Annotated in this window: 19 protein-coding genes, 1 tRNA gene, 1 rRNA gene, 1 pseudogene and 1 riboswitch; of the genes and pseudogenes, 11 read left to right on the forward strand and 11 right to left on the reverse strand. The window is 75.5% G+C overall.

Translation table 11 applies throughout. The features are described from left to right. From ACFWPI_RS08495 to ACFWPI_RS08505, 3 genes and pseudogenes are all read right to left on the reverse strand, one after another. A 16S ribosomal RNA gene (locus tag ACFWPI_RS08495) occupies positions 1-92 on the reverse strand; the annotation flags it as partial. A gap of 577 nt (positions 93-669) precedes the next feature. Next, a pseudogene (locus ACFWPI_RS08500) lies at positions 670-2,028 on the reverse strand (PP2C family protein-serine/threonine phosphatase); the annotation flags it as partial. 168 nt (positions 2,029-2,196) lie between these two features. Further along, positions 2,197-3,534 (reverse strand): NAD(P)/FAD-dependent oxidoreductase, encoded by a 1,338-nt coding sequence (locus tag ACFWPI_RS08505; protein WP_380380867.1) that lies wholly within the window; start codon positions 3,532-3,534, stop codon positions 2,197-2,199. Between the two features lie 573 nt (positions 3,535-4,107). Between ACFWPI_RS08505 and ACFWPI_RS08510 the strand changes: the two genes are divergently transcribed. After that, positions 4,108-4,971 carry a helix-turn-helix domain-containing protein gene (locus tag ACFWPI_RS08510; protein ID WP_363376793.1) on the forward strand — a complete coding sequence of 288 codons (864 nt, stop codon included), beginning with the start codon at positions 4,108-4,110 and terminating at the stop codon, positions 4,969-4,971. Positions 4,972-5,309: 338 nt separating this feature from the next. Next, positions 5,310-7,598 carry a sigma-70 family RNA polymerase sigma factor gene (locus ACFWPI_RS08515; RefSeq protein ID WP_380424675.1) on the forward strand — a complete coding sequence of 763 codons (2,289 nt, stop codon included), beginning with the start codon at positions 5,310-5,312 and terminating at the stop codon, positions 7,596-7,598. A gap of 74 nt (positions 7,599-7,672) precedes the next feature. On the opposite strand, the gene ACFWPI_RS08520 is transcribed toward ACFWPI_RS08515, so the two are convergent. From ACFWPI_RS08520 to ACFWPI_RS08530, 3 genes are all read right to left on the reverse strand, one after another. Then, positions 7,673-8,377, reverse strand: coding sequence for a DsbA family oxidoreductase (locus ACFWPI_RS08520; protein WP_079135703.1), 705 nt, complete (start codon positions 8,375-8,377; stop codon positions 7,673-7,675). A gap of 141 nt (positions 8,378-8,518) precedes the next feature. After that, positions 8,519-9,040 (reverse strand): universal stress protein, encoded by a 522-nt coding sequence (locus tag ACFWPI_RS08525; RefSeq protein ID WP_159398461.1) that lies wholly within the window; start codon positions 9,038-9,040, stop codon positions 8,519-8,521. A gap of 95 nt (positions 9,041-9,135) precedes the next feature. Continuing rightward, positions 9,136-11,286, reverse strand: coding sequence for an asparagine synthase-related protein (locus ACFWPI_RS08530; RefSeq protein WP_380374852.1), 2,151 nt, complete (start codon positions 11,284-11,286; stop codon positions 9,136-9,138). Positions 11,287-12,027: 741 nt separating this feature from the next. On the opposite strand from ACFWPI_RS08530, the gene ACFWPI_RS08535 reads away from it, so the two are divergent. The 6 genes from ACFWPI_RS08535 (at position 12,028) to ACFWPI_RS08560 (ending at position 19,013) form a co-directional block, all read left to right on the forward strand. Continuing rightward, complete coding sequence (locus ACFWPI_RS08535; RefSeq protein ID WP_063348294.1) at positions 12,028-13,455, forward strand: hypothetical protein; 1,428 nt, start codon at positions 12,028-12,030, stop codon at positions 13,453-13,455. A gap of 172 nt (positions 13,456-13,627) precedes the next feature. Beyond that, a complete protein-coding gene (gene lhgO / locus ACFWPI_RS08540; protein WP_380374854.1) occupies positions 13,628-14,863 on the forward strand; it encodes an L-2-hydroxyglutarate oxidase in 1,236 nt (411 codons plus the stop codon). Positions 14,864-14,918: 55 nt separating this feature from the next. After that, positions 14,919-15,749: a tRNA (guanosine(46)-N7)-methyltransferase TrmB gene (gene trmB, locus ACFWPI_RS08545; RefSeq protein WP_380374855.1), complete on the forward strand. Its 831-nt coding sequence runs from the start codon at positions 14,919-14,921 to the stop codon at positions 15,747-15,749. Positions 15,750-15,865: 116 nt separating this feature from the next. Further along, entirely contained in the window at positions 15,866-17,167 is a 1,302-nt protein-coding gene (locus ACFWPI_RS08550; RefSeq protein WP_380374856.1) for a PrsW family intramembrane metalloprotease, read from the forward strand. A gap of 50 nt (positions 17,168-17,217) precedes the next feature. Further along, positions 17,218-17,291: transfer RNA gene (locus tag ACFWPI_RS08555), tRNA-Met, on the forward strand. 579 nt (positions 17,292-17,870) lie between these two features. Further along, entirely contained in the window at positions 17,871-19,013 is a 1,143-nt protein-coding gene (locus ACFWPI_RS08560; protein WP_380374858.1) for a hypothetical protein, read from the forward strand. Here ACFWPI_RS08560 and ACFWPI_RS08565 read toward each other — a convergent pair. The 4 genes from ACFWPI_RS08565 to ACFWPI_RS08580 form a co-directional block, all read right to left on the reverse strand. Beyond that, positions 19,010-19,471 carry a GNAT family N-acetyltransferase gene (locus ACFWPI_RS08565; protein ID WP_363376805.1) on the reverse strand — a complete coding sequence of 154 codons (462 nt, stop codon included), beginning with the start codon at positions 19,469-19,471 and terminating at the stop codon, positions 19,010-19,012. The genes ACFWPI_RS08560 and ACFWPI_RS08565 overlap by 4 nt on opposite strands. Before the next feature lie 36 nt (positions 19,472-19,507). Then, on the reverse strand, positions 19,508-20,260 hold the full coding sequence (locus ACFWPI_RS08570; protein WP_380374859.1) for a hypothetical protein: 753 nt from the start codon (positions 20,258-20,260) through the stop codon (positions 19,508-19,510). A gap of 226 nt (positions 20,261-20,486) precedes the next feature. Further along, positions 20,487-21,227: a sensor domain-containing protein gene (locus tag ACFWPI_RS08575; protein WP_380374861.1), complete on the reverse strand. Its 741-nt coding sequence runs from the start codon at positions 21,225-21,227 to the stop codon at positions 20,487-20,489. Positions 21,228-21,417: 190 nt separating this feature from the next. Continuing rightward, positions 21,418-21,990: a GNAT family N-acetyltransferase gene (locus ACFWPI_RS08580; protein WP_380374863.1), complete on the reverse strand. Its 573-nt coding sequence runs from the start codon at positions 21,988-21,990 to the stop codon at positions 21,418-21,420. 42 nt (positions 21,991-22,032) lie between these two features. On the opposite strand from ACFWPI_RS08580, the gene ACFWPI_RS08585 reads away from it, so the two are divergent. After that, the gene (locus ACFWPI_RS08585; RefSeq protein WP_380374865.1) at positions 22,033-22,995 is read left to right on the forward strand and encodes a hypothetical protein; all 963 of its coding nucleotides are present in this window, start codon (positions 22,033-22,035) and stop codon (positions 22,993-22,995) included. A 61-nt stretch (positions 22,996-23,056) separates the two neighbouring features. On the opposite strand, the gene ACFWPI_RS08590 is transcribed toward ACFWPI_RS08585, so the two are convergent. Continuing rightward, positions 23,057-23,890, reverse strand: coding sequence for a M23 family metallopeptidase (locus tag ACFWPI_RS08590; protein WP_063348302.1), 834 nt, complete (start codon positions 23,888-23,890; stop codon positions 23,057-23,059). Positions 23,891-23,902: 12 nt separating this feature from the next. After that, positions 23,903-24,061: riboswitch (cyclic di-AMP (ydaO/yuaA leader) on the reverse strand. Between the two features lie 341 nt (positions 24,062-24,402). Here ACFWPI_RS08590 and ACFWPI_RS08595 point away from each other — a divergent pair. Together ACFWPI_RS08595 and ACFWPI_RS08600 are read left to right on the forward strand one after the other, a co-directional pair. Next, the gene (locus tag ACFWPI_RS08595; RefSeq protein ID WP_380374867.1) at positions 24,403-25,230 is read left to right on the forward strand and encodes an alpha/beta fold hydrolase; all 828 of its coding nucleotides are present in this window, start codon (positions 24,403-24,405) and stop codon (positions 25,228-25,230) included. Positions 25,231-25,326: 96 nt separating this feature from the next. Then, the gene (locus ACFWPI_RS08600; protein ID WP_063348304.1) at positions 25,327-25,896 is read left to right on the forward strand and encodes a TetR/AcrR family transcriptional regulator; all 570 of its coding nucleotides are present in this window, start codon (positions 25,327-25,329) and stop codon (positions 25,894-25,896) included. Positions 25,897-25,913: the final 17 nt, after the last annotated feature.

Consider the following 25,913-nt stretch of genomic DNA (forward strand, 5'->3'; position numbering starts at 1 on the left):
CTGATCCACCCCGAAGGGCTTCACCGTTCGACTTGCATGTGTTAAGCACGCCGCCAGCGTTCGTCCTGAGCCAGGATCAAACTCTCCGTGAATGTTTACTCGGCCCCACATTGAAGGAGGCCGGTCGACACCCGCGTTGAGCGGCACGGCAACCACCGGAATAGGGCGGTCCCGCGCACTGCGTCCTCGCTAGTGTTTTACTTCAAAAGGAATCTCCAACCCCAGAAGAATCTGAGGCCGGGGATGTCAACATATCTGGCGTTGACTTTTGGCACGCTGTTGAGTTCTCAAGGAACGGACACTTCCTTCGGACCGCCTTCCAGCGGGCCCTCCGGGCGCTTCGTTCTTTCGTGTTCCCAGCTTACCAGATGTTTTCCGCTCCGTTTCCGGCGCTTCGTTCATCCAACTCGCTGGTGTCTTCTGCGGCTTGACGCCCCGTCCGACGTTTCAAACTCTAGCCGATCCCTGCTCCGAAAAGCGAATCGGCCGCAATCCAATAAAACGAGCACGCCGAATAAGAACCAAGCCGCGACAAGACGCGACCCAGCCCGAACCGGGAAGTGGTGTTTCGAAAGGATTGGCTACCGCGGGACCGTCCGCGCAAAATGCGTGTCCGGTGCTCCCTGCCAGGCAGCTCGAAGAACACTAGACCTCGGGGAAGGCCGAGTCAAGCTCCGGTTCCGCCCCGGCGACGCTCTCTTCCTCCGCCTCCTCCGCCGGCAGGTGGAAGGCCAGGACGGCGACGTCGTCGTCGTGCTCGGAGGTCACGCCCATCGCCCGCAGGAGGCGGGCGCAGATCACCTCGGGGGCCCCGACCGCGCCGGTGAGGGTGCGGGCGAGGAGGTCGAGGCCCTGGTCGATGTCCTCGTCGCGGCGTTCGACCAGGCCGTCCGTATAGAGGACACCGGTGGTCCCGGGCAGCAGGCGCAGGGTGTGCGAGACGTGGAGGCCGTCGCCGGTGCCGAGCGGAGGGCCGTTCTGCTCCTCGCTGCGCAGGACCGTCCCGTCGGGGCAGCGCAGCAGCATGGGGAGGTGTCCGGCGGAGGCGTAGGAGAGGGTGCGGCGCTGCGGGTCCCAGACGGCGTACGTGCAGGTGGCGATCTGGTTGGCGTCGATCTCCATGGCGAGGCCGTCGAGCAGGCGCATCACCTCGTGCGGGGGCAGGTCGAGCCGGGCGTAGGCGCGGACGGCGGTGCGCAGCTGGCCCATGACGGCGGCGGCGCGCAGGCCGCGCCCCATCACGTCGCCGATGACCAGGGCGGTCCGGCCGCCGTCGATGGCGATGACGTCGTACCAGTCGCCGCCGACGGCGGCCTCGGCGCCGCCCGGCTGGTAGGTGGCGGCGACCCTCAGGTCGGCCGGCTGGTCGAGCTTCTGCGGGAGGAGGCTGCGCTGGAGGGTGACGGCGGCCTCGCGCTGGCGGCGTTCGGCTTCGCGGAGCCGGGCGGCGGCGAGGACCTGGTCGGTGACCTCGGCGGCGAAGATCAGGACGCCGGCGGGCGGTTCCTCGGCGGGGGTGTCCCCCGTGTCGCCGGGGCCGCCGGGGCCGCCGGGGCCGCCGGGGCCGCCGGGGCCGAGCGGGACGCAGGAGACGTTGTAGTAGCGGTTGCCGGTGAGGCCGAGGATGCAGCGGGCCTTGACGCTGCGCGGGCGGCCGCCGCGGATGACCTGGTCCATCAGGGCCAGGACGCCCATGGTGCCGAGTTCGGGGAGGGCTTCTCCGGCGGGCAGGCCGGTGGTGCGGTCGCCGAAGAGTTCGCGGTAGGCGCGGTTGGCGTAGCCGAGCTGGTGGAGCGGGCCGTAGGTGACGGCCACCGGGGCGGGGATCCGGTTGAGGACCTCGCGCAGGTTCTGGGGTTTGTGCAGGTCGAGGAGTTCGGCGGCGGTGGCCAGGTTGGTGGGGTCGCGGGGGCCGGGGACGACGACGCCGTCGGCGGAGGGCGCGCCCTCGTCGGTGCCGGCCCCGGTTGGCGGGGCGGCACGCCAAGGGACTCCGGTGAGCCGGGCGCTCCAGCGCATGAGGTTCAAACGACGGCCGCTTCCTCGATTTCCAGGCATATCATCACTTTTTGTGTGCACATCAGCACACGGGGTAATGACTAGGTTGGGCTGATCCTGTCAGGCAAGGGCCCGATTCCGGAAGTCGCCCGCCCGGCGTGGCCGCCCGTTCCGCCCCGGCACGGGGCGCCGGGGCGCTCACCGCGGGGCGTCCGGACCGCCGTCGGGCCGCGGCCCGGACCCGGCCTCGAACTCCGGACGCGGATGCTCCGCCGCCCCCAGCGAGACCACCTCGCGGGAGAACAGCCCGCCCAGCACCCAGTCCATCAGCACCCGCACCCGGCGCTCCGCGCTCGGCAGGCGCCGCAGGTGCCGGGCCCGGTGCAGCCACCAGGCCCGCCGCCCGGTGATCCGGCGGCCGCGCCGGGTGTGGGCGACGGCCCGGCGCAGGCCCAGCGAGGTCGAGCAGGCGGCGTGGCCCGGCCGGTACTCGGCGAGGCCGGGGGCGTGCGGTCCGGCGTCCAGGGCGACCGCGATGTTCCGGGCGAGCAGCTCGGCCTGGGCGAAGGCGTGCTGGGCGTTGGGCGCGCAGGGCGCCCCGTCCGCGTCGGGGTCCGGCACGGCGGCGCAGTCCCCGGCCGCCCAGACGCCGGGCAGCGCGCGCCCGTCCGGGCCGACGGCTTGCAGGGTGGCGAGGCAGCGGACCCGGCCGAGGGTGTCCAGCGGCAGGTCGGTGTCGCGCAGCAGCGGGGCCGGCCTCACCCCGGCCGTCCAGACCAGGGTGCGGGCACCGAAGCGGCTGCCGTCGGACAGGGCGACGACCCGGTCCGCGGCGGACGCCAGGGTGGTGCGCAACCGGATGTCGACGCCGCGTTCGCGGAGCTGGCCGAGAGTGTGCTCGGCCAGCTCCGGCGACTCCTCGGCGAGGATCCGGTCGGTGGCCTCGACCAGGACCCAGCGCAGGTCCTCGGGGCGGACGTTGTGGTAGCCGCGCACCGCGGTCCGGGCCATGTCCTCCAGTTCGGCGAGCGCGCCGACGCCCGCGTACCCGGCGCCGACGAAGACGAAGGTGAGCGCGGCCTGGCGCAGGGCCGGGTCGCGGGTGGCGGAGGCGAGGTCGAGCTGTTCCAGGACGTGGTTGCGCAGACCCACGGCCTCGCCGACGGTGGAGAAGCCGCGGCCGTGTTCGGCCAGACCGGGCACCGGCGCCGTCCGGGAGACCGAGCCGGGCGCCACCACCAGGACGTCGTAGGGGAGTTCGATCGGTGCGGCGGCCTCTCCGGGGCCCGCGGCGTCGGCGAAGGCGCGGCGGGCGGCGTGTTCGATCCGGGTGATCCGGGCGGTCAGCACCCGGCAGTCCGGCAGGGCCCGGCGGAGCGGGACGACCACGTGCCGGGGGTCGATCGAGCCAGCCGCGACCTCGGCCAGCAGCGGGTGGTAGGTGAAGTAGGCCTGGGGCTCGACGACGGTGATCTCGACCTCGCCGCGTCGCAGGCGTTCCCGCAGGCCGCGCTGGAGGTGCAGCGCGGTGGCCATCCCGGCACAGCCTCCGCCGGCGATCAGGATTCTGATGGTGCACCTCCTGCCGATTGGCGCTTCCTCCCGGCCCCGCGGCCGGGGGTGTCCCCCCTCGCGCCCCCCTATGAAGGACCGGCAGGGGCGGTCTTGTCCACAGTCCGTACCGCGCCGGATGTGACGGGAGTCGACGGGTGGGGCCAGTTGTGCTGTCCGGGCGACTTTCTGACGGACTTTCGGCCGCGAACGGGCGTGAACTATGGTCGGATTGTGTGCCGGAGCGGTTACCGCCATGACAATCGGCGGCGACGCACCGTGGAGCGGCCACTACGGCCAGTTCCAGCGTTGGCTCGAGAACCCGACTGCGGGACAGTCATCCGGGGAAGGGTAGTTCCCGGACAAGGCCCCGGACGGTGCCGACGCGCCGAGCCGGACGCGAGCCGGCCCGGAGGCACGAACCGTGGTCACGAAACGGGACGGGCGGCAACGAGCGATGGGTCATCAGGTCATTTCTGACGGGCTGAGCTGCACCGGGGGGTGCAGGGGCGGGCGACGACAGGGTCCGGGTTCGGGCGCCTGCGGGGGAGAGTTGGGATGATGGAGCAGGAGCAGGTGTTGGGGCGAACGGGAGCACCGCACGCCGGCCAGGGCATGGTGCCGGAACAGCGCGGCCCGGTGGACCTGCCGCCGGAGGTCGGGGCCGCCTATCCGGGCGTCCCCTACCGGGTGGAGCCGCCACCGGTCGTCGTGCACGTCCCCGGGACCCGACTACGGGTGGACGCCCGGCGGAACCTGGAGAGCGTGCTGCGGGCCGCCCGCGAGGTGTTCGGCGAGTTCGGCTACGGCGCGCCGATGGAGGAGGTCGCGCGCCGGGCCGGGGTCGGCGTCGGGACGGTCTACCGGCGCTTCCCGAGCAAGGAGGTGCTGGTCCAGCGGATCGCCGCCGAGGAGGTGGCCTGGCTGACCGCGCAGGCACGGGAGTCGCTGTACGGCGGCGGCGGAGCCTGGGAGTCGCTGGCCGGCTACCTGGCGCGGGCGGTCGGCACCGGCGCCGGGCGGCTGCTGCCGCCGGAGGCGTTCCGGTACGCGGAGGAACTGGGCCGGGTGCCGGAGCAGCGGGTGCCCGAGCCGGCCGCCGTCCGGTTCGACCTGCGCGGCGAGGACGCGCAGAACGGTGCGGCCGTCGAGCCGTCGGCGGCCGACGCCGATCCCCGGCTGCTGCTGCAACTGCTGGCCGCCCTGGTCGCCAGGGCCGGCGCGGCCGGCGAACTGCGGCCGGGCGTCACGGTGTCGGACGTCGTGCTGGTGCTGACCGCCTCGGTGCCGGTGCACGCGGCCCGCACCGCGCCGACCACGGCGGGTTTCTCGGCCGGGGTCCAGCAGGCGGAGGGGCAGCCGACGGCCGGCCCCTCGGAGCGGCTGCTGGAGATCCTGCTGGACGGCCTGCGGGCACGCTGACGCGCCACCGCGGGCGCGGCCGCCGCAGCTGGCGGGGACGGGAGTTGGACAGGAGACCGGCGCGCGGACCAGTCACGCGCGCCGGGTGCGGGCGGTGCACAACCACCCGCCCTGTGCTGGCCGAACACATCCGCGACGGCTCCTCGGAAGAGTGGGTCCCGGCCGGTCCGGCTACCGCCCATCTCTGCGCTATGCCATCCTTTGCCCGTGGTTGGAGCCAATGTCCCGATGCGCGCCCTTCGCGCGCCCTCGGCGCCGTACAGCGCGGAACCGTGCGCCCACGCGCTCCCGCGCGCCCTGCCACACTGCGGGGGCTGTCGTGGAATCTGGGGTCCGTTGTGAGCGCCGAGGAACAGAACGACTACGGGTACGGCCTCGACTTCGGCCCGTCCGGAGGCTTGACCGGGGGACTGGCCGACGGCTCGTCCGGCAGTACGTCCAGTACGTCCGAAGGCCCCGCCACGGCCTCCGGCGGCCCGGCCCAAGTACCCGGCGCCGCACCGGGTTCGGCCACCGGCCCGACCGCCGGACACGTGCCCGACCAGGCGGGCATGCCCAGCCGCGAGTCCCTCTCCGCCTCCGCCGCCGCGCTGCCCCCCGGGCGGGTGCCCGGCCAGGCCCCGGCCGGCCGCGGCGGCGTCGCCCCCGAGGCGTTCGTCGGCGCCGGCCGCCCCGCCCGCCCCACCGTGCCCGCCCCCGCCGACCCGGTCGACGGCGAGCGCCCGGCCTCCGACGCCGAGTTGACCGCCCGGGTCCGGGCCGGCGACGACACCGCGTACGAGGAGATCTACCGCCGGCACGCCGACTCGGTGCGCCGCTACGCCCGCACCTGCTGCCGGGACAGCTTCACCGCCGAGGACCTCGCCGGCGAGGTCTTCGCCCGCACCCTGCAAGCCCTGAGGGCGGGCAAGGGCCCGGAGTTCGCCGTCCGCGCCTACCTGCTGACCGCCGTCCGCAACGTCGCCGCCGCCTGGACCCGCAGCGAGCGGCGCGAGCAACTCGTCGACGACTTCAGCGTGTTCGCCCAGACCTCGGCCGCCGTCGTCGACCTCGACCTGGCCGACCCCGGTGCCGATGCCTGGGCGATGGCCATGGCCGACCAGCGCATGGTCATGCAGGCCTACGCCGAACTGCCCGAGGACGACCGGATGGTGCTCTGGCACACCGAGGTCGAACGGGAGTCCCCGAAGACCGTCGCCGTGATGCTCGGCAAGACCGCCAACGCCACCGCCGTCCAGGCCCACCGGGCCCGCGACCGGCTCGCCGCCGCCTTCCTCCAGGCGCACGTCTCCGGCAGCCAGGACCGCACCTGCGAGGCGTACGCCAACCGGCTCGGCGCGTACGCGCGCGGATCGCTGCGCAAGCGCGCCTCGGCGGAGGTCGGACGGCACCTCCAGGAGTGCGACCGCTGCACGGCCGCCTGCCTCGAACTCACCGAGATCAACACCGGCCTGCGCGCGCTGCTGCCCGGCGGCGTGCTCGTCTGGATCGGGGTCGGCGGGTTCAGCGCCGCCGCGGCGGCCGTCGGCGGGGTCGCCGCGGTCGGCGGTGCGGCTGCGGGCACCGCGGCGGCCACCTCCGGAACCGCGGGTGCGGGTGCAGTTGGCGGAGCGGGTGCGGTCTCCGGCGGAAGCGGGGCCGGCGCCGGCGCCGCGGCCGGCGAGGGCCTGGGCACCGCCGCCAAGGCCGGGATCGCCGCCGCCGTCGCGGTGGCCGCGGCCGCCGTCGCCGCGTACGCGCTCACCGGCTCACCCGAGCCCAAGCCGCCCACGGCCGCGCCCCCCGCCGCCGGCGCCCCCGCCACCCCCCGGCCGCAGGCCCCCGCACCCGCGCCGCCCGCGCCCGCCGACCCGGCGCCCAGCAGCGCCGCGGCCGCCCCGGCACCGCCTGCGCCGAGCCCGAGCCCGAGCGCGACGCCGGTCACCCGGTCGACGCCTGCCCCGACAGCCGCCCCGACAGCCGCCCAGACCACGACGAAGGCCGCGTCGCCGGTCACGCCGAGCTCGACGACGCCCAAGCGGACCCCCACGCCGCCGGCCCCGGCCGTCCCCGTCGTGCCGACGCCCAGCGTGCCGCCGCTGCCCACGCCCGAGCCGCCGGTCGTCCCCGTCGTCCCCACGCCCACCGTGCCGCCGCTGCCCACCCCGACGGTCATCCCGCCCTCGCCGCCCGCGCCCGCCGACTTCTGGGCCGACTCACTGCCCGTGGTCAAGCCGGGCAACAACCGGGTGCCGCCGCCCGGCCCCAGCATCCGGCAGAAGGGCAGCGACTGGTTCTGGCAGCACGACAGCGCCTGGATCGGCGGCGAACGCCACGGGCACGCCATCACCGTGCGCGCCCCGGCGACCACCCTGATCGACCTCAACCGCAGCTGCACGTCCTTCGACGCGGTCGCCGGGGTCGACGACGCCACGCTCTCGCCGGGCGGCGTGGTCTTCTCCGTCCAGGGCGGCGACGGCAGCACCCTGTGGCGCTCCTCCCCGCTCGCCGCTGGGGACGACGCGGCACCGGTGCACGTGCCGCTGGCCGGGCAGAAGTCGATCCGGTTGGTGGTCACCCCGGTGCACGGCATCTGGTCGGCGCTCAACGTGGCGGACTGGGCCGAGGCCCGCTTCAGGTGTTCCTGAAACGGGCCTCGGCGGGGGCTGTGCGGGGTGGGGCCCACCCGGGGTAAAGCTGTGCGGGGTGGGGCTGTGCGGGGTCAGATCGCGCAGGAGCCGTCCGCGCAGGCCTCCCCCGCCGGGGCGACCTGCACCGGCGCCGGGCGGGTCTCGCCGATCTCGGCGGCGACCTGCTCCAGCACCTTGCGGAAGGTCTCTTCGTCCTGGCCGCCCTGCACCGCCCACTTGCCCTCGAACACGAAGGTCGGCACGGCGGTGATGCCCAGCTCCCGGGCCTCGGCCAGCTGCGCGCTCACCTCGGTGGCGCCCTCGTCGCCCGCCAGGTAGGCGGTGACCCGCGCCCGGTCCAGGCCGGCCGCCACCGCGACGTCGGTCAGCGCGGCGCGGTCGCCGACGTCGACGCCGTCGGTGAAGTGCGCCTTCAGCAGCTCCTCCTTCAGCCGCCCCTGGACGGCCGCGCCGTACTCGGTCTCGGCGAGGTGCAGGAGGCGGTGGCCCAGGAAGGTGTTGGCGTGCAGCGCGGCGTCGAAGTCGTACGTGATGCCCTCGGCGCGGCCCAGCTCGGCCACCCGCGCGTCCATCGCCACCGACTGCGGGCCGTAGCGCTCGGCCAGCCACGCGCGGTGCGGGCTCGCCGTCGCCGGCGCGTCCGGGACCAGCTGGTACGGCCGGTAGACCACCTCGACGCCTTCCTTGCCGGCGAAGCCCTCCAGGGCCTGCTCGAAGCGGCGCTTACCGATGTAGCACCACGGGCAGGCGATGTCGGACCAGATCTCGACCTTCATGAGGGGACTCCAGGGGTGGGGCGGGGACGGGTGTCGGGATAGGTGAACGATGAACCATCTCGGTACATTCCCGGCACCCCGGTCAGCCTCCCTGGTCAGCGCCCCGAGCCGGGCTGGTCAGCGCACCGGCCCCGCCCCGGGTCAACCCTCCGCAGGCGCCGGAACCACCAGCACCGGGCAGGCCGCGTGGTGCACCGCCGCCGAACTCACCGAACCCAGCAGCAGCCGCGCGAACCCCCCGTTCCCCCGCGTGCCGAGCACCAGCGTGTGCTGCCGGGTCGAGGCCTCCAGCAGCACCTCGATCACGTTGCCCAGCACCACGTGCAGCGACATCTCCCCCGCGTACGGCCGGGAACGCTGCCCCTGCACGGCCACCACCGCCCGGCGCAGCCCGTCCGCCATGCTCTCCACCAGCGTCTCGACGCTCTCCTGCACCAGCTCCGCCATCCCCGGCGGATAGCCGGCCGGCGCCGGGTTCACCACGGCCAGCACGTACAGCGGCAGCCCGAACAGCTCCGCCTCGGTCATCGCCCGGTCCAACGCCCACAGCGACCCGTCCGACCCGTCGCACGCCGCCAACACCCCCGGCGGGCGCCCCGTCGGCGGCCGCCCCAACACCGACAGCACGACGGGAACGGACTGCTCCGGGCTCACGCTGGCCACCACGGCTCTCCTCACCGACGGACTCGTTGCCCGCCATCATCACCTGCCCCGGCTCCCGGACCCCGCCGCCCGGCCGGGCGCGGCGCCCGGCGGGGTCAGGAGGGACGGACGGGGCTGAGGGCCGGGGGTTGGGCCAGGGGAAGGCCGGTCCAGCAGGCGCCGTGGCGGCGGGCGCGGATGCGGCGGAGCCAGAGTTCGGTGGAGACCAGGTCGGCGAGGCCCGCCAGGGCGGCTGCGGAGAGGGGGGTGGCGGGGTCGGCGAGGCCGGCGCGGACGGCGGGGAGGTCGATGAGGCCGGCTTCGGCGAGGAGGGGTGCGTCGAAGAGTTCGGCGAGGCCGTCGGCGGCGAGGCGCAGGCCGGCCCGGGCGGGGGCGGTGCGGTCGGGGCGGGGGCCGCGGCCCCAGTCGGGGGGCAGGTCGGTGCGGCCGGCGCCGGTGAGGACGGCGTGCAGGAGGGCGTGCCGGGCGCCGGGTTGGAGGCGGACGTCGTCGGGGAGCAGGCGGGCGGCGCGGACCACCTGGTTGTCGAGGAACGGCGCGTGCAGCCGCTGGCCGGGCTGTTCGGCGGCGTGGACGAGGGTGCGGTAGGAGCGCGCGTGCCGGTAGAGGGCGTGCCGGGCGCGGTGTGCGCCCGGGCGTTCGTCGGGCGCTGGTCTGCGCGCCGCCAGCCGCAGCCGGAGGGCGACGGAGGAGAGCGCCTCGTCGGAGAGCCAGCGGGCGGCCGGGCCGGGGACGCACCAGGCGAGGTCGCCGGCCGAACGGTCGCCCGCCGTGCGGCCGTTGACCGGGAGGTGGCGGGCCGTCAGCTTGGCGGCGGCGTCGTCCAGCGCCTCGGCGTACCGGACCCGGGAGAGCCGGTGGGCGGCCCGGACCACGGTGAGCGGGGTACGCAGCGCGCCGGCCAGGACGCCGACGACGGCCCGGTCGGCACCGGCCAGCGCGGCGACCGGGGGCAGCAGCTCGCGCGGGCGGCCGGCCCGGATGAGGTCGGCGAGCCGGGCCGGGTGGCCGTCGAGGACCTGGCGGGCGCCGTAGCCGGTGAGGTGGTCGGTGCCGCCGACGTCGAAGCGGGCCTCGGCGCGGGCGGCGGCGACGAGTTCGGGCCCGGGCTCGTCGGTGAGCCGGCCGGGCGGTGCGTCGGCGTGCAGTCCGGCGTACGGGAGGGTGTCGGGGCCGGGGTGGAGCACGGTGTGCCGCAGCCGGGGGGTGTCGGGGGCGAGCGCGAGGGTGGTCGGGGGTTCGGTCTCGCCGAGCGTGACGGCGGCCAACTGTTCCGGGGCGGAGGGCTCTTGGGCGGCGACGCGGGTCCAGGAGCCCTTGACCGCGCCGTTCCTGGCCCCGGCGCGGACGGCCGGCAGGCGCTCCGGGCCCGTGCTCGCGGGCACCGGCGGCAGCGGTACGGCGGCGGCGAGCAGGGCGACGGTGGCGGAGGCGGTGCCGTAGGAGAGGTCGACACCGAGCCGGGCGCGGCCGGCCGAACCCGGCACGGTGGCGGGCGCGGTGGTGCGGACCCGGGAGCGGACGGACTCCAGCAGCGCGCGGGTGAGTTCGCGGATGGCCGGCGCCTCGTCGCGCGGCTGCTCCCGGGCGGCGGGGTCGTCGTAGGCGGAGAGGTAGGGGTGGCCGCCGCGGATGGCGAGCACGTGGCCCGGCGGCACCCGCTGGACGCCCAGGTACGGGGTGCCGGTGCCGAGCGCCTCGGGCGATTCGGGGCAGGCGAGCCGGGCGGCGAGGTGGCCGGTGTCCAGCGGGGCGCCGACCAGGTCGGCGAGCGGGAGGGCGGCGGTGGCGTACGCGGTGCCGCCGGCCCAGGGGGTGTGGAAGACCGGCTGGGCGCCGGCCAGGTCGGTGAGCAGCAGGGTGGAGCGGGTGCCGGTGCGCAGGACGGCGGTGTAACTGCCGGGCCAGGCGGTGAGGTGGCGGACGGCGCCGCCGCGGGCGGCGGCGAGGCCGGCGGCGAGTTCCGCGTCGGTGGCGCCGCAGTGGCCGAGGACGGCGAGCCGCAGGGTGGCGGGGGTGTCCTCGACGGGGTCGGGGGCGGTGGGGCCGGTGGTGACCGTGGCGGGGGCGCCGGGGCGGAGGGTGGCGAGGCGGATCTCCTCGGGGCGCCAGTCCCCGACGACCCAGAGCGGGTTGGGTCCGGTCCACAGGGGGCGCGCGGCGATCGGTGCGACCGTACCGAGCGCCTCGTGCGCCGGTGCGCCCGCCCGGGGCGCGCCCGTGCTCCAGCCCGTCAGCCACCGCATCGCGCCTCCACCGGACGAGGACCTGCACCCGTACGGCGCGTCCGCCGCCGGGCGGCTCCTCGCCGGTCCGCGGTGTGCCGTGACGGCGGTCCCGGGTACCGGCGCGCCGTCAGGAGACATCGTGCCACCGGTTGGCGCTCCCGTGGCCCGTGTTGCCGGTTCCGGTTCCGCCGGTGGCCTCGGTGCGGGGTGGTTCCGGCCCCGGCGGCGATCCCGGTGCGGGCAGCGGGTGTTGACGTGTTCGCGTGGTCCGCAGGGCGGGCCGGGCCTTCCCCTCCCCGGCCCGGACCGCCCGCCGCGCCGCCTTTGACATGGGCATCGCGAGATGGCCGAAAGGCGTCGCCCGGCCCGGGAGGGCATCCGCATGCCCTCCCGGACTCAGCCACCACCCGCGGGGATTGAGGCGGCGGCGTCCCCCGGCCCGCCGGGTCCTCGACGGCGGGCCGACCCACGACCACCAGCGAATCGCCGACCAGCCGGTCGAGCCAGGGGGCACGGCCGGGCGCACGTGAACACAGGACCGGAGCACGACGCTCCGGCGCGCGGCACCCCCGGCCCGATCCGAGTGGTCCGGACCAACCCCGGCGAGGAGCCGGCGCCGCACCGCCGGGTGCACGATCCCGCCATCCGGAATGCGGCCTCTTAACCGTCGGAACGCGTCCGACTACTCTAGGTGCAGCAGCTACGGCCCGGTGCCGCCCGGGCCCCGCGCACAAGGCCGCAGGAGGTGCCGCCGCCACCATGACCGTCAGCCCACGAGGACCGAACGAACGGCTCGGCACGCTCCTGACCCTCGCCCAGATCAGCAACGCCGGACTGGCCCGCCGGGTCAACGACCTGGGCGCCCAGCGCGGGCTGACCCTGCGGTACGACAAGACCTCGGTGGCCCGCTGGGTCAGCAAGGGCATGGTCCCGCAGGGGCCCGTCCCGCACCTGATCGCCACCGCGATCGGCGGCAAGCTCGGCCGCCCGGTGCCGCTGGAGGAGATCGGCCTCGGCGACACCGACCCGGCCCCCGAACTCGGCCTGGCCTTCCCGCGCGACGTCGCCGAGGCGGTCCGCTCCGCCACCGACCTGTGGCGGGTCGACCTCGACCTGCGCCGCGGCCCCGGCGGCGGCCGCTGGAGCGACAGCCTGGCCGGCACCTTCTCGGTCGCCGCCTACGCGACGCCGGTGTCCCGCTGGCTGATCACCCCGGCGGACGGTTCGGTCGCCCGGGAGGCGCCGCGCGCGCCCAGCGAGGCGTCCTCCTACCGGGTCGGCCACTCGGACGCCGCCAAGCTCCGCGAGGCCGCCCAGGAGGCCCGCCGCTGGGACTCCAAGTACGGCGGCGGGGACTGGCGTTCGTCGATGGTGCCGGAGTGCCTGCGGGTGGAGGCGGCCCCGCTGCTGCTGGCCTCGTACAGCGACACCGTCGGCCGGGCGCTGTTCGGCGCGACCGCCGAACTGACCAGGCTGGCCGGGTGGATGGCCTTCGACACCGGGCAGCACGAGGCCGCCCAGCGCTACTACATCCAGGCCCTGCGGCTCGCCCGGGCCGCCGCCGACGTGCCGCTCGGCGGCTACGTGCTCGCCTCGATGAGCCTCCAGGCCGGCTACCGGGGCTTCGCCGAGGAGGCGGTGGACCTCGCCCAGGCCGCCCTGGAGCGCAACCGGGGCCTGGCCACCGCCCGGACGATGAGCTTCTTCCACCTGGTGGAGGCCCGGGCCCAGGCCAAGGCCCGCAACGCGGCGGCGTGCGCGACGGCACTCGGCGCGGCGGAGAGCGCACTCGAACGGGCCCGCGCCGGGGATCCCGATCCGGCGTGGATCGACTTCTACGCCTACGACCGGCTCGCCGCCGACGCCGCCGAGTGCTTCCGCGACCTCGGAGTGCCCTCCAAGGTCCGCCAGTTCACCCGCGAGGCACTGGCCAAGCCCACCGAGGGCTTCGTCCGCTCGCACGGCCTGCGCCTGGTGGTCTCGGCGATGGCCGAGGCCGAGGCCGGCAACCTGGACGCCGCGGTCGCCGCCGGCGAGCGCGCCGTCGAGGTGGCCGGCCGGATCTCCTCCCAGCGCAGCCGGGAGTACGTGGTGGAGATGCTGCGCCGCCTGGAGCCCTTCCAGGGCGAGCGCCGCGTCCGGGAGCTGACCGAACGGGCCCGCGCGGTCCTGGTCGCCCCGGCGTGACCGGGGGCGAGCCCGGCGGTCGTTGAGGTGCACCGGCGAGAGGGGCCCCGGGCACCCAGGCCCGACACCGCCGGCCGGCGCCGCCGCCCGCCCCTCGGCGCCCTCGACCGGCCCCGCCCGGCGTGGCAGCATCGGCGGCGGGGGGAGCCGGGCGGACTGCGAGGAGCTGGCGGTGGCGTACGACTTCGACGTGCTGGTGGTGGGCGGCGGGATCGTCGGCCTCGCCACCGCGTACGCGCTGACCCGGGCCCGGCCGGGGCTGCGGCTCGCGGTGCTGGAGAAGGAGCCCGGCTTCGCCGCCCACCAGACCGGCCGCAACAGCGGGGTGATCCACAGCGGCGTCTACTACCGGCCGGGCTCGTACAAGGCCCGGTACGCGGTGGCGGGCGCCGCCGAGCTGGTGGCGTTCTGCCGCGAGCAGGGTGTCCCGTACGAGGTCACCGGCAAGCTGATCGTGGCCACCGGCCCGGAGGAGCTGCCCCGGCTGGCGGCGCTGGCCGAGCGCGGGCGGGCGAACGGCATCCCCGTCACCGAGGTGGACCGGGCCGGGATCGCCCGGTACGAGCCGCAGGTCACCGGGGTGGCGGGGCTGCACGTCGGCACGACCGGCGTCTGCGACTTCCCGGCCGTCGCCACCGCCTACGCCCGGCTGGCCCGGGAGGCGGGTGCGGAGCTCCGGCTCGGCTGCGAGCTGCGGGCGGCGGCCCGGCGGGCGGACGGCGTGACGGTGCAGACCTCCACCGGGGAACTGCGCTGCCAGGTGCTGGTGAACTGCGCCGGGCTGCACAGCGACCGGATCGCCCGGCTGGCCGGGGACGAGCCCGGGGTGCGGATCGTGCCGTTCCGCGGCGAGTACTACGAACTGGCCGAAGGGCGACGGGACTTGGTGCGCGGCCTGGTCTACCCGGTGCCCGACCCGGCCTTCCCGTTCCTCGGCGTGCACCTCACCCGGGGCGTCCACGGGGACGTGCACGTCGGCCCGAACGCGGTGCCCGCGCTGGCCCGCGAGGGCTACGACTGGCGCACCGTGCGCCCGCGCGACCTGGCCGGGACGCTGGCCTTCCCCGGCACCTGGCGGATCGCCCGGCGGCACTGGCGGTACGAGGTGGGCGAGTTGCACCGCTCGCTGTCGAAGCGGGCGTTCACCGCCGCCGTGCGGCGGCTGCTGCCCGTGGTCGCCGCCGAGGACCTGGTGCCGGCCGGCGCCGGGGTCCGGGCCCAGGCCGTGGCCCGGGACGGCTCGCTGCTGGACGACTTCGCCTTCGCCGGTTTCGACCCGGCCGACCCGCGCTCCCCGCGCCGCGCGGTGCACGTGCTGAACGCCCCCTCCCCCGCCGCCACGGCCTCGCTGCCGATCGGCCGCGAGGTGGCCCGCCGGGCGCTGGCGGCGCTGGAGGCCGGCGGATGAGCCCGGTCACAGCACCTTCGGGAGGGGCCCGGGGGCCCCGTAGACTCGGGGAATTGTGACTGCCACCGCCCCCATCCCCCAGCCCTCGCCGTCCGCCCGGTTGTCCGCCGCACCGGCCGGCTACCCCGCGCCGATGTACCCGCACAAGGCCACCGACGCCCAGCACCGCGAGCGGCGCATCCGCAGCTTCCAGCCGCGCCGGGGCCGGATGACCAACGCCCAGGCGGGCGCCCTGGACCGGGGCTGGGAGGCCTACGGCATACCGATCGACGGCAGCCCGCTCGACCTGCGGGAGCTGTTCGGCGAGCTGCCGGTCACCCTGGAGATCGGCTTCGGCATGGGCGAGACCACGGCCACCATGGCCGCCGCCGACCCGGCCATGGGCATCCTCGCCGCCGACGTCCACACCCCCGGCCACGGCAACCTGCTCGGCCTGCTGGAGCGCGACGGCTCGCGGAACGTGCGGCCGGCCGCCGGCGACGCCGTGATCCTGCTGCGCGACATGCTGCCGGACGCCTCGCTGGCCGGCCTGCGGGTCTACTTCGCCGACCCGTGGCCCAAGCCCAAGCACCACAAGCGCCGGCTGGTCCAGCCGTCCTTCCTGGATCTCGTGCTGCCCCGGCTCGCCCCCGGCGCCCTGGTGCACTGCGCGACCGACTGGGAGCCGTACGCGGAGCAGATGCTGGCCGTGCTGTCCGCCTCGCCGGAGCTGGAGAACCTGCACCCCGAGGGTGACGGCAGCGGCTGGCTGGAGCCCGCGGACCACCCGGACGGCAGCATCCCCGGCTACGCGCCGCGGCCGGACTGGCGCCCGGTCACCAAGTTCGAACGGGCCGGACTGGCCAAGGGGCACGTCGTCCACGACCTGCTGTTCCGCCGCCGCTGAGCCGCCGTCGGCCGTTCGAACAGGCCACCGCGCGATGACCGGGGGGCCGTTGCCCGGACGGACGGTTCGTCCCGAGTCCTCCCGACGGGCGGGTGCGGTGGCCTACCCTGTGCCGCATGGGCAGCCCGGCCGGCGGCGGGTCCCGGGCCACCGTCCAGGCCGCCGCCGACGCACCGGAGACGGTCCCGCGCACCGGCGACACCCGGACCATCCCGGGGCCCCGGAGGCGCCGGGCCCACCGCCTCGCGCCCTGGGCCGGCGCCGCTTCACCGCCACCGCCACCGCCACCGGCCGGAGCCGCCGCACCACCCCGGCGCGGCCACTCGGTGGCGGTCTCCTCCGTCACCGCCACCGCCGTACTGACCCTGGCCGGCTGCGGGGTGCTGATCCTGCACCTGGTCCAGCGCCAGACCGGCACCGTCGGGCTGCTGGTCGGCGTCGGCCTGGCGATGGTGCCGCTGCCGTTCGTGCTCGGCGCCCTGGCCTGGCTCAACCTGACCGCCCGGGTGCCGCTGCGGCACACCGTGTTCTGCCTCGGCTGGGGCGCCTGCGCGGCCACCACCGTCGCCATCGTGGCCAACAACTGGACCGCCAGCTACCTGACCTCGCACCAGGGCCCGCTCGGCGAACTGCTGGGCGCCGGCATCGCCACCCCGCTGATCGAGGAGACCGCCAAGGCCACCGCCCTGCTGGTGCTGCTGCTGCCGCTCGGCCAGCGGCTGCGCTGCCACGGCCGCCGCACCGGCCGCCCCTGCGCTCCGCTGCTGCACCGGCTGCCGGCCCCCCGGCTCCCCCGGACGTACGCCCGCCGCCCGGCCGTTCCGCACGCCCGGGGCCGGCTGCGGCTGCGCCCGTACCTGCGCCCGCTGCCGTACCTGCGCCCGGCCCCGCCCTCCGGCGGCGGCCCGCACCGCCGCTCCCGGCCCCGCACCCTGGCGGCCGGGGTGGTGCTCGGCGGGATGACCGCCTGCGGCTTCGCCTTCACCGAGAACGCCCTCTACCTGGGCCGGGCGTTCACCACCGACCAGCGGCAGCGGCTGGACAGCATCGGCCTCGGCGATCCGCCCAGCCTGCGCGACTTCGACGGCACCGTGCAGACCTTCGTACTGCGCGCCCTGCTCTCCCCCTTCGCGCACCCGCTGTTCACCGCGCTCACCGGGATCGGCCTGGCCGTCGCCCTGACCACCGGGCGGCGCTGGCTGGCCCGGCTGGCCGCGCCGACCGGGCTGCTGCTGGCGATGGCGCTGCACGGCACCTGGAACGCCGCCGCCGACCTCGGCACGGACGGCTTCCTGGTGGTGTACGGGGCGCTGATGGTGCCCTGCTTCGCCGCGCTGGTCTGCTTCGCGGCCTGGGCCAGGTCCCGGGCGGCCCGGCACGCCGCCCGGCGCGACAGGCGCTCCGCCGGGGCGGTCTGAAGAACCGATTTCCCATCTCGGCGACTTCCCCGTATTGTTGTGTTCACCGACGCGGGGTGGAGCAGCTCGGTAGCTCGCTGGGCTCATAACCCAGAGGTCGCAGGTTCAAATCCTGTCCCCGCTACTCAGTAGCAACGAAAGGCCCGGAGGATTCGTCCTCCGGGCCTTTCGCGTTCCCCGGCACGGCGAAGGAACGTTCCGCCGCGAAGCCGCAACAGGACCTGGGCCCCCGTCAGCGGAGACCTCCCGAACGACGGCGGCCCGGCCGACGGCCGCCGGGCGGGCCACCGATAAATCCGTTGCCCTCCGGCCGGTGGGCTGCCTATCGTGGCGGCACACTGAAGGGAGGTGATCCTGAATTGAGTTCCATCAGGATGTGTGAGGTGGCTGCTCGCTAGAGCCGCCCCTGCCTGCGCGGGGTGAGGCCTGAGGCCTCCGGCAGGCGAAATCCATAGCAGTCACCCGGCCCGCAGGCCCACCGGAACATCCCCGGTGCCTCGGCGCCAGGCCAGTGCACGGGCCGGCGCGGAGGAGCAGCCTGCGGGCTGTCTGCGTTCTCCGCCGCCCTCCGGCGTCTTCCGCCGCTCTTGGTCCTCACCCGCGCCCGGTCCGGGGCGCCCCCGGGTCGTTCCCGCGGTGGGGCCGCGGCGCTAGAGTCGGCGCGGGTTCCGGAGCGGAGCGGCGCGGGCACAGGGGGTAGGCGATGGCGAAGGCGCGGCGGCGGAGCGGCACGACGGCCCTGCGGACGGCACGGTGGGCCGCGCCCGGGGCACTGGCCGGGACGGGCCTGCTCGGGCTGCTGCTCTTCTCGCTCGGCCGGGAGCAGGCCTGGCAGGCGTTCGGCGGCGGGCTGGTGGTGGCCGGAGCCTCGACGGTGCTCGGCGGCGCGCTGGGCTTCCTGTTCGGAGTGCCCCGGGTGCGCAGCGGCAGCGGCGAACCGCAGGGCTCGTACGCCCCGAACACCAACCTGGAGCAGGTGTCCGACTGGCTGACCAAGGTGCTGCTGGGCGTCGGGCTGACCCAGCTCGGCTCGCTCGGCGAGCGGCTGCACCAGCTCGGCACCGCACTGGCCCCCGCGCTGGGCGGGGAGGACGCCGCGGTGCCGTTCGCGGCGGCACTGGTGCTGTACTTCGTGGTCTTCGGCTTCCTGGCCGGCTGGCTCGTGACCAGGCTCGCGCTGCCGCAGGTACTGACCGACGCCGACCAGGCCCTGGACCTCTTCCTCGCCGGGCAGGACCGCGACCGGCGAGGCGACAAGGTGGGCGCCGACGACCTGCGGGTCCGGGCGATGCAGCAGCTCGGGCTGCTGGGGGGCAGCGCGGAGCAGTCGGCCGCGCTGGCCGCGCAGTTGCCGCCCGCCTCCTCGCCCTCGTCCGGGCCGGAGGGCGTGGTGGCCGAGGTCCGCTCTACCGCGCGCCGCTCGGCGCTGACCGCCGACCAGGTGCGGGCGCTGTACGCGGACGGCTCCGAGGGCCGCCGGATCCAGGCACTCGCGCTGATGCAGGGCGACCCGTCGCTGGCCGACCTGCCGAGCCTGCTGGACGCGATCGAGCGCCCGCGCTCCGGCTTCGAGCAGTACCACGCGCTGCTGGCCGCCCGGGGGCTGCTCTCCCGGCTGCCCGGCGCCGAGGCGCAGCGGCTGCGGGACGCGGTGGCCGGGCAGTTGGTGCTGCCGGAGGGGATCCCGTACGGGTCGGACCGCAGCTGGCTGGCGGAGAAGATCCTGTCCCGGCTGGAGGCGACGGCCTTCGTCCCGACGCAGCCGGCCCCGCCCGCTCAGCCTGCTGAGCCCGCTCAGCCCGTCCAGCCCGTCCAGTCGGCTCCGTCGGCGGGCGACCACAGCTAGCTGCTGAACTCCTTGACGGTGAAGCGCAGTTCGGGCTGCTCCCAGGGCGTCTTGACCTGCGGCGGACGGGTGCCCGTGCGCTCGGCGCCCATCTGGAGGTAGAAGCCCTCGGCGGGCGGGTGGGACACCACCTTGACCGAGGCGATCCCGGCCGCCCGGGCGCGCTCCAGCATGTCCGCGATCAGCTTCCGCCCGATGCCGAGCCCCTGGGCCTCGTCGGCGACGAACATGAGGTCCAGTTCGGCCGGTTCACGGATCAGGCCGTAGAAGCCGAGCAGTCGGTCGGTGGTCGGGTCCGAGGCCAGGAACACCTCGTGCCGGGCGACGTACTCGGGGGTGACCCGGTAGCCGTCGATCATCGCCGCGTAGTCGCCGCGGTAGGCGGTGGAGGCCTGGATCAGCTCGGTGAGCCGGTCGGCGTCGGCCGCCCCGGCGCGCCTGATGGTCGTCTCGCTCATGCGGGCGAGTATAGGGGTGCTGACCAGGAGAGACCATTACTTTTCGGCGGCGGACCGGCGGCGGTGGTCGGCGGACCGCAGGACCAGGACGCGGCGGGTGCGGCCGTCCGCGGCGCGGGGGAAGCGGCGGATCTCGCTGGCGACGCGGCGCTCGCCGAGCGCGTACCGCAGCGGGTCGAGGTGGGCGCAGCGGAGGCCGTGGCCGTCGTGCAGCGGCTGGACGCGGACCTCGCCGTCCGGGGAGGTCACCCGGACGAGTTCCACCAGGGCGGCCAACTGCCGCTCGGGGTCGAACAGTTCGGGGTAGGCGAAGAGCAGATAGCCGCTCAGGGTGAGCGCGAAGGCGCCGTCCGCGAACGGCAGTCGGGGCAGCGCGGCGGCCACGTACTGCTGCGGGTGCGCGGCCGAGTCGGCGGCGAACAGGCGGCGGGCGCGGTCCCAACTGCGCAGGTAGCGGTCCGGCCGGCAGGAGCGCGGCGACGGGTACAGGTGCGGGCGGGCGGCCATCGCGGTGGCCATCGACGCCCGGGCCGCCAGCGCGTGGGCCGCGACCTCGGGTACGGGGAGCGCGTACGCCGGGTCGGCGGCGATCACCCGGCAGCCGAGCCGACGCGCCTCGGCGGCCAGGCCGGCCGCGCCGCCCGGGCAGTCCAGCACCGGGCCCGGCAGCGCGGCGAGTTGGGCCCGGGTGAGGTCGAACAGGTCGCAGTACTCGTCCAGCGGGCGGGAGGTGACCAGGATGTCCCGACCCAGGGCGCCCGGGTCGGCGGGAGTGCGTGCGGCGGCCACCCGGCCATCCGAACACGGGCCGGCCCCGCCCGCATCCGGAGCACGTCCGGGGCGCGGGCGGGGCCGGTGAGGCGGGCGGGGCCGGGGAAGCGGGCGGGGCCGGGAAGGCGGGCGGGGCCGGGGAAGCGGGCGGGACCGGGGAAGCGGGCGGGGCCGGGAAGGCGGGCGGGACCGGGGAAGCGGGCGGGGCCGGGAAGGCGGGCGGGACCGGGGAAGCGGGCGGGGTTCAGCGGCCGAGCAGGCCCTGGGCGGCGGCCCGGTTCACGTTGGTCAGGCCGCGGACCAGCTGCGCGGTGAGGATGATGAGCAGCACCCCGGCCAGCGAGAAGCCCGCGATCTGCCAGGCCCCCTCGACGTAGTAGACGTGCTGGACGTTGCCGCTGTCGTAGAAGTCGAAGACCCGGTACCCGCGCCAGGAGGTGAAGGCCGGGAAGACCCACTGGTAGAGCGGGTACAGCGCCATCGCCCAGCCGAGCAGCAGGAACACCAGCGACAGGGCGAAGCTGAGGACCGCCCACGGGAACATCACCACCTGGTAGAACGCGGCCTTCCACCCGGCCGGGTCCGCCAGCCGCGCGGTGATCGCCCCCCAGGTGCCCGGGCGGGTCTGGCGCACCGGCGCCGGGGCGGGCACGTCCAGGGCCAGCATGCCGCGCACCCGGGCCCGCTCCATCCGGCCCATGCCGCGGGCGACGGTGGTCAGGAGGGCGAGCACGGGCAGGCCGAGGACGGTGACGAAGGTGCCGACCCCCATGCAGAACAGGATGATCGAGACGGAGAAGCCGATGACCGACAGCGGCAGGCCGGTGAGCGTGTAGCCGATCTCGCGGTAGTAGTGCTTGGAGAACGGCGCCCGCCAGACGGCCGGCGGCTCCTCGGTCCGGTGGGCCCGAGCGGGACGCGGGTCGTCGCCGTAACCACCGAGGACGTCCCACTCGCGGTCCTGCGTGCTTCGGCTGATGCTCATGTCCCGGCCCCGGTCCCTCGTTCTCGGCTGCTGATGGCATCAGTCTGGTCGAACGGCGGGCCGGGGAGGATCCGGAGGCCTGGCGGATCGGGGGTGGGGTTAACCCCCCGGGCCTGACCTGACAGGCCTGCCCCGGGTCCGCGCCAGATGTCCGCGCCAGATGTCCGCGCCGGACGTCCGCGCCGAAAGGTCAGCCGGTCGCGCCGGTCCACTCGTCGGCGAGCAGCGAGTACAGGTACGAGTCGGACCAGGCGCCGCCCTTGTACAGGTCGTGCCGGACCCGCCCCTCCAGCTGGAACCCGAGCCGGAGGAGCACCTTGGCGGAGGCGGCGTTGTCCACGTCGACCCGGGCCGCCAGCCGGTGCACGCCGAGGGCCTCGAAGGAGAGCTCGCAGAGCAGGCCGGCGATCTCGCCCGCGTAGCCGCGGCCCCAGACGTCGCGGCCCAGCACGTAGCCGAGGTGGGCGGAGCGGTGCTTGCCGAGGGTGAGGGAGGCGTGGGCGATCGGCGTGGCGTCCACCGGGTCCTCGGCGTCGTCGCGCCGGGTGACGGCCAGCCGGTAGGTGTCCCGCTCCGGCGCCATCGCCTCCTCCAGGTAGAGCTCGATCTGGTCGGCGCAGGTTTCGCGGTCGCGCGGCTCGAAGGGGAGGTAGCGGGTGACCTCCGGGTCGCCGAACAGCCCGTGCAGCGCGTCCACGTCGCCGGGGGTGTGGTGATACTCGCGGATGGCCAGCCGGGGGCCGGTGAGTCGTACGGGGACCATGGCAGCCGACCCTACTCCCGGCCAGCGGTTACCGTTCGAGCTATGAACGACGAAGACCTGCGGCTCGCCCCGCGCACCAGGGCCGCCGACCTGCTCGCCTGGGCGGCGGAAGAGGACCGCACCCCGGTGGCCGAAGCGCCGCTGCGCGCGGTGCTGGCCCTGCTGGAGCTGGGCGAGGGCAGGATGCACGACGGCTGGCCCGAACTGACCTCGAACGCGGTGGAGCACCTGCTGTACGAGCGGCTCCACCTGTACGTCCAACCCGAACCGGAGGCGGACCCGTTCGCGTACGGCGCCGCCGTCCGGCTGCTGACCGACCACCAGCGGGCCGCCAAGCGGCTCAACGCCAAGCGCCAGGAGCGGCTGCACGCCGAGGCCGAGTGGCAGGGCGAGGTCGCGGCCGGGCTGCTGCGCCGCGCCGACCTGGTGACCTGGCCCCGGCTGTACGCGCTGCTGCTGCACGCGTACGGGGCGGACGTCACGGATCCGGAGGCGGTGCGGGAGTGGCTGACCGGCTTCCGGGAGCTGGCGCAGGAGGAGCGGCTGGCCAGGTTCGCCGCACTGGCGCAGACCGGCTGGCTGGACGAGGTGGACGAGCAGGGCTGGAGCCCGACCCGGGTGATCTCGGTCGGCATGGCCACCGACGGCGCGCGCCGGCTGCTGGAGCAGGGCCTGATGCGGCGCAGCTACCGCAACCTGACCGAGCTGACCGCGCTGGGGCGGCCGATGCCGGACGAACTGGCCGGGGACTTCGGGGCGTTCGAGGAGGCGGCGGTGGAGGCCGCGCTCGACCTGTACGGGGAGTGGACGGTGCCCGGGCTGCCGCGACTGCTGGTGGAGGAGTTCCCGGACCTCGCGCCGGAGCCGGGGCAGGAGGAGATCGACGCGTACCTGGCGGGGCCGGCGCAGGAGGAGTTCGACGCCCGCCTGGAGGAGCTGGCGGGATCGGCAGTCCCGGCGGACCAGGCAGACCCGACGGACCCGACGGACCAGGCTCGGGAGTGACGCGGCGAAGCCCCGGCCGCCGGTGCCTTTCGGTTCCGGCGGCCGGGGCTTCGCGGGTGCGTCAGGGGTTGAGGCCGCGCTGCTGGAACCAGGTCTCCGGGTCGACGGGGGCGCCGCCACCGGGGCGGACCTCCACGTGCAGGTGCGCGCCGGTGACGTTGCCGGTGGCGCCGACCTTGCCGATCTGCTGGCCGGAGCCGACCTTGCCGGAGCCCTTGATGATCGAGGAGAGGTGGCAGTACCAGATCTCGGTGCCGTCGGGCAGGGTCTCGACGATCCGGTAGCCGTACGAGCCGGACCAGCCGGCCGAGGTGATGGTGCCCTGGCCGACCGCGTAGACGGGGGTGCCGGTGTCGGCGGCGAAGTCCAGGCCGGTGTGCAGGTGGGCCCAGTAGCGGGCGCTCTGGCCGTAGTGGGCGGTGAGGTGGTAGTCGCGCACCGGCAGGGTGAGGGCGGCGGCCTTGGCCCGCTCGGCCTCCTCGGCGGCCCGCTTGGCCTCGGCCTCCTTGGCGGCGGCCTTGGCCTCCGCCTCCTTCGCGGCCTGGACGCGGGCGTCCTCCTCGGCGGCGGTGCGCTGGCTGTCGGCCTGCAGCTGGATGCGGGCGGCGAGCGCGAGGCCGGGGTCGGCGGAGAGGGCGACCGGGGTCTCGTCCGGGGTCTCGATGGCGGGGGCGGCGGCCGGGGTGGCGGAGGCGAAGCCGGTGGCGCCCAGGGTGGCGGCGACGGCGGTGACGCCGAGCAGCGGGGAGGTCCCACGGACCTGACGCGGCATCCGGTGCCGGTTGGTCTCGGCGTCCGGGCCCGCGTACTCGGGGCCGTCCGGGCCGGGGTGGTCGAGGAGCCGGGTACCTGCTGCGAGGCCGGCCGGGTGTGCCGGGGTGTGCGTCGACGCCACGGAGGCGCGCTCCTTTCCTTCCTTCGCGCCTACCGGGTTAGCTGACGGGTTCGGAGCAGGAAGGTCTCCTACGGCTGGGCCGGAGCCCCGCCGATTCACCCCAAGGAACGTGGTTCCCCGGCTCCCTGACCTGCCCGGAGGCCGGTCGGCGGGATTAGGCGACGGCGCACGGTGCCGTCTGGGTACGGCGTTGAGGACCGCGCTGCGTTATCAAACGTTAATCCTAGGAGGCCCTGATTCCAAGCCGTTCGCCCGGGACGACCGGAGACGGACGGGGCACTCTGGGACGCGAAGGGCGTTTTGTCCCCCTTGAGCCCCTTGGGCACGCTTGAACACCATTGACGCCACCTCACGTGATCGGACGTCAACGGACGGCCCTTCATTCAGGCACTCACCACCGACCTCCCCCGCCCCACAGGGTGCGAAGGCTTGACGGCTAAGGCTATTAGCCTTAGCTTTATGGCTATCGGCAGCACGCCGAAGCCCGCACCGGCAGCCCCCGGAGGCCCACCATGAACGCCACCAGCGCCCCCACCACCCAGTACCTCGACGTCACCGGCGGCCGCCTCGCCTACGACGACACCCGGCAGGGCGACGGCGCCCCCGTCGTGCTGCTCCCCGGAATGCTCGACACCCGCGCCGCCTACCGGCACCTCCACCCGCTGCTGGCCGCCGCCGGCCGCCGGGTCATCACCATGGACCTGCGCGGCTTCGGCGAATCCTCGATCGTCTGGGACGACTACTCCCCCGCCGCCATCGCCACCGACGTCCTCGCCCTGCTCGACCACCTCGGCATCGGCCGCGCCGTCCTGGTCGGCAACTCCTACACCGGCGCGACGGTCGTCAAGGCCGCCGGCGACGCCCCCGAGCGGGTCGCCGGCATCGCCCTGATCGACGCCTTCGTCGAGAACCCCCCGCCCGGCGCCCTCATGCGCGGCGCCCTCCGCGTCATGGGCACCCTGACCGTCCACTCGCCCGCCTTCTGGGGCCTCTACCACCGCAAGCTGGCCTACCCGGGCGCCAAGCCCGCCGACTTCGACACGTACGTGGCCGGACTCGTCGCCGCCATGCGCACCCCCGGCCGCAAGACCGCCACCCGCGGACACGTCAGCGGGGACTCCGCGCCCGTCGGCTGGACCGCGGCCGTCCGCTGCCCCTCGCTCGTCATCATGGGCAGCAAGGACCCCGACTTCCCCAAGCCGGAAGCCGTCGCCGACCGGCAGGCCGCCGCGCTCGACGCGCGGAAGGTCATGATCGACGGATCCGGGCACTACCCGATGGCCGACAACCCGCAGGCCACCGCCGGCGCCCTGCTGCCCTTCCTCGCCGAACTCGCCTGAGCCCGCCCACCCCGTCCGCCCACGTCAGCCCCGCCCCCACGCGCCGCCCCGCCCCGCCCCGCCACGTACGCCTTCCACCGACGGAGAGCCCACACCATGCCCCGAGTAGGACTCACCCCCGAGCAGGTCGTCGACCACGCCCTCGCCCTCATCGACGAGCAGGGCGCCGACGCCCTCACCCTGGCCGCCGTCGCCGCCCGGGCCGGGGTCGCCACCCCGTCGCTGTACAAGCACGTCAGCGGCGGCCTCACCGAACTGCGGCGGCTCATCGCCGTCCGGGTCACCGAGGAACTCGCCGACCGGCTCGCCGAGGCCGCCGTCGGCCGCAGCGGGGACGACGCCGTCGCCACCGTGCTGCGTGCCTACCACGCGTACGCCACCGAGCACCCGCACCGCTACAACGCCCTCCCCCAGGCCCCGCAGCCGGACGACGACCTCACCCGCGCGGCCGGTCGGCTCGTCGGGGTGATCATCGCCGTCCTGCGGGAGTACGGCCTCGACGGCGCGGAGGCGATCCACGCCGCCCGCACCGTCCGCTCCGTCGCCCACGGCTTCGCCTCCCTCTCCATCGGCGGCGGCTTCCAGCTCGCCGAGGACCTGGCCACCACCCAGAGCCGCCTCATCACCCTCCTCACCACCGGCCTCCGCACCTGGCCCACCCCCTGAGACGCCGGCCACCGCAC

It is taken from the genome of Kitasatospora sp. NPDC058492, assembly GCF_042720685.1.
Classification (GTDB): Bacteria; Actinomycetota; Actinomycetes; order Streptomycetales; family Streptomycetaceae; genus Kitasatospora.

What these genes read in the sequence shown, in the direction of transcription:
- ACFWPI_RS08505 (WP_380380867.1), bottom strand. Translation starts at nt 3,534, where the DNA reads ATGGCCACCGCGCTGCACCTCCAGCGCGGCCTGCGGGAACGCCTGCGA.
- ACFWPI_RS08510 (WP_363376793.1), top strand. Translation starts at nt 4,108, where the DNA reads ATGATGGAGCAGGAGCAGGTGTTGGGGCGAACGGGAGCACCGCACGCC.
- ACFWPI_RS08520 (WP_079135703.1), bottom strand. Translation starts at nt 8,377, where the DNA reads ATGAAGGTCGAGATCTGGTCCGACATCGCCTGCCCGTGGTGCTACATC.
- ACFWPI_RS08530 (WP_380374852.1), bottom strand. Translation starts at nt 11,286, where the DNA reads ATGCGGTGGCTGACGGGCTGGAGCACGGGCGCGCCCCGGGCGGGCGCA.
- ACFWPI_RS08535 (WP_063348294.1), top strand. Translation starts at nt 12,028, where the DNA reads ATGACCGTCAGCCCACGAGGACCGAACGAACGGCTCGGCACGCTCCTG.
- ACFWPI_RS08550 (WP_380374856.1), top strand. Translation starts at nt 15,866, where the DNA reads ATGGGCAGCCCGGCCGGCGGCGGGTCCCGGGCCACCGTCCAGGCCGCC.
- ACFWPI_RS08560 (WP_380374858.1), top strand. Translation starts at nt 17,871, where the DNA reads ATGGCGAAGGCGCGGCGGCGGAGCGGCACGACGGCCCTGCGGACGGCA.
- ACFWPI_RS08565 (WP_363376805.1), bottom strand. Translation starts at nt 19,471, where the DNA reads ATGAGCGAGACGACCATCAGGCGCGCCGGGGCGGCCGACGCCGACCGG.
- ACFWPI_RS08575 (WP_380374861.1), bottom strand. Translation starts at nt 21,227, where the DNA reads ATGAGCATCAGCCGAAGCACGCAGGACCGCGAGTGGGACGTCCTCGGT.
- ACFWPI_RS08580 (WP_380374863.1), bottom strand. Translation starts at nt 21,990, where the DNA reads ATGGTCCCCGTACGACTCACCGGCCCCCGGCTGGCCATCCGCGAGTAT.
- ACFWPI_RS08585 (WP_380374865.1), top strand. Translation starts at nt 22,033, where the DNA reads ATGAACGACGAAGACCTGCGGCTCGCCCCGCGCACCAGGGCCGCCGAC.
- ACFWPI_RS08595 (WP_380374867.1), top strand. Translation starts at nt 24,403, where the DNA reads ATGAACGCCACCAGCGCCCCCACCACCCAGTACCTCGACGTCACCGGC.
- ACFWPI_RS08600 (WP_063348304.1), top strand. Translation starts at nt 25,327, where the DNA reads ATGCCCCGAGTAGGACTCACCCCCGAGCAGGTCGTCGACCACGCCCTC.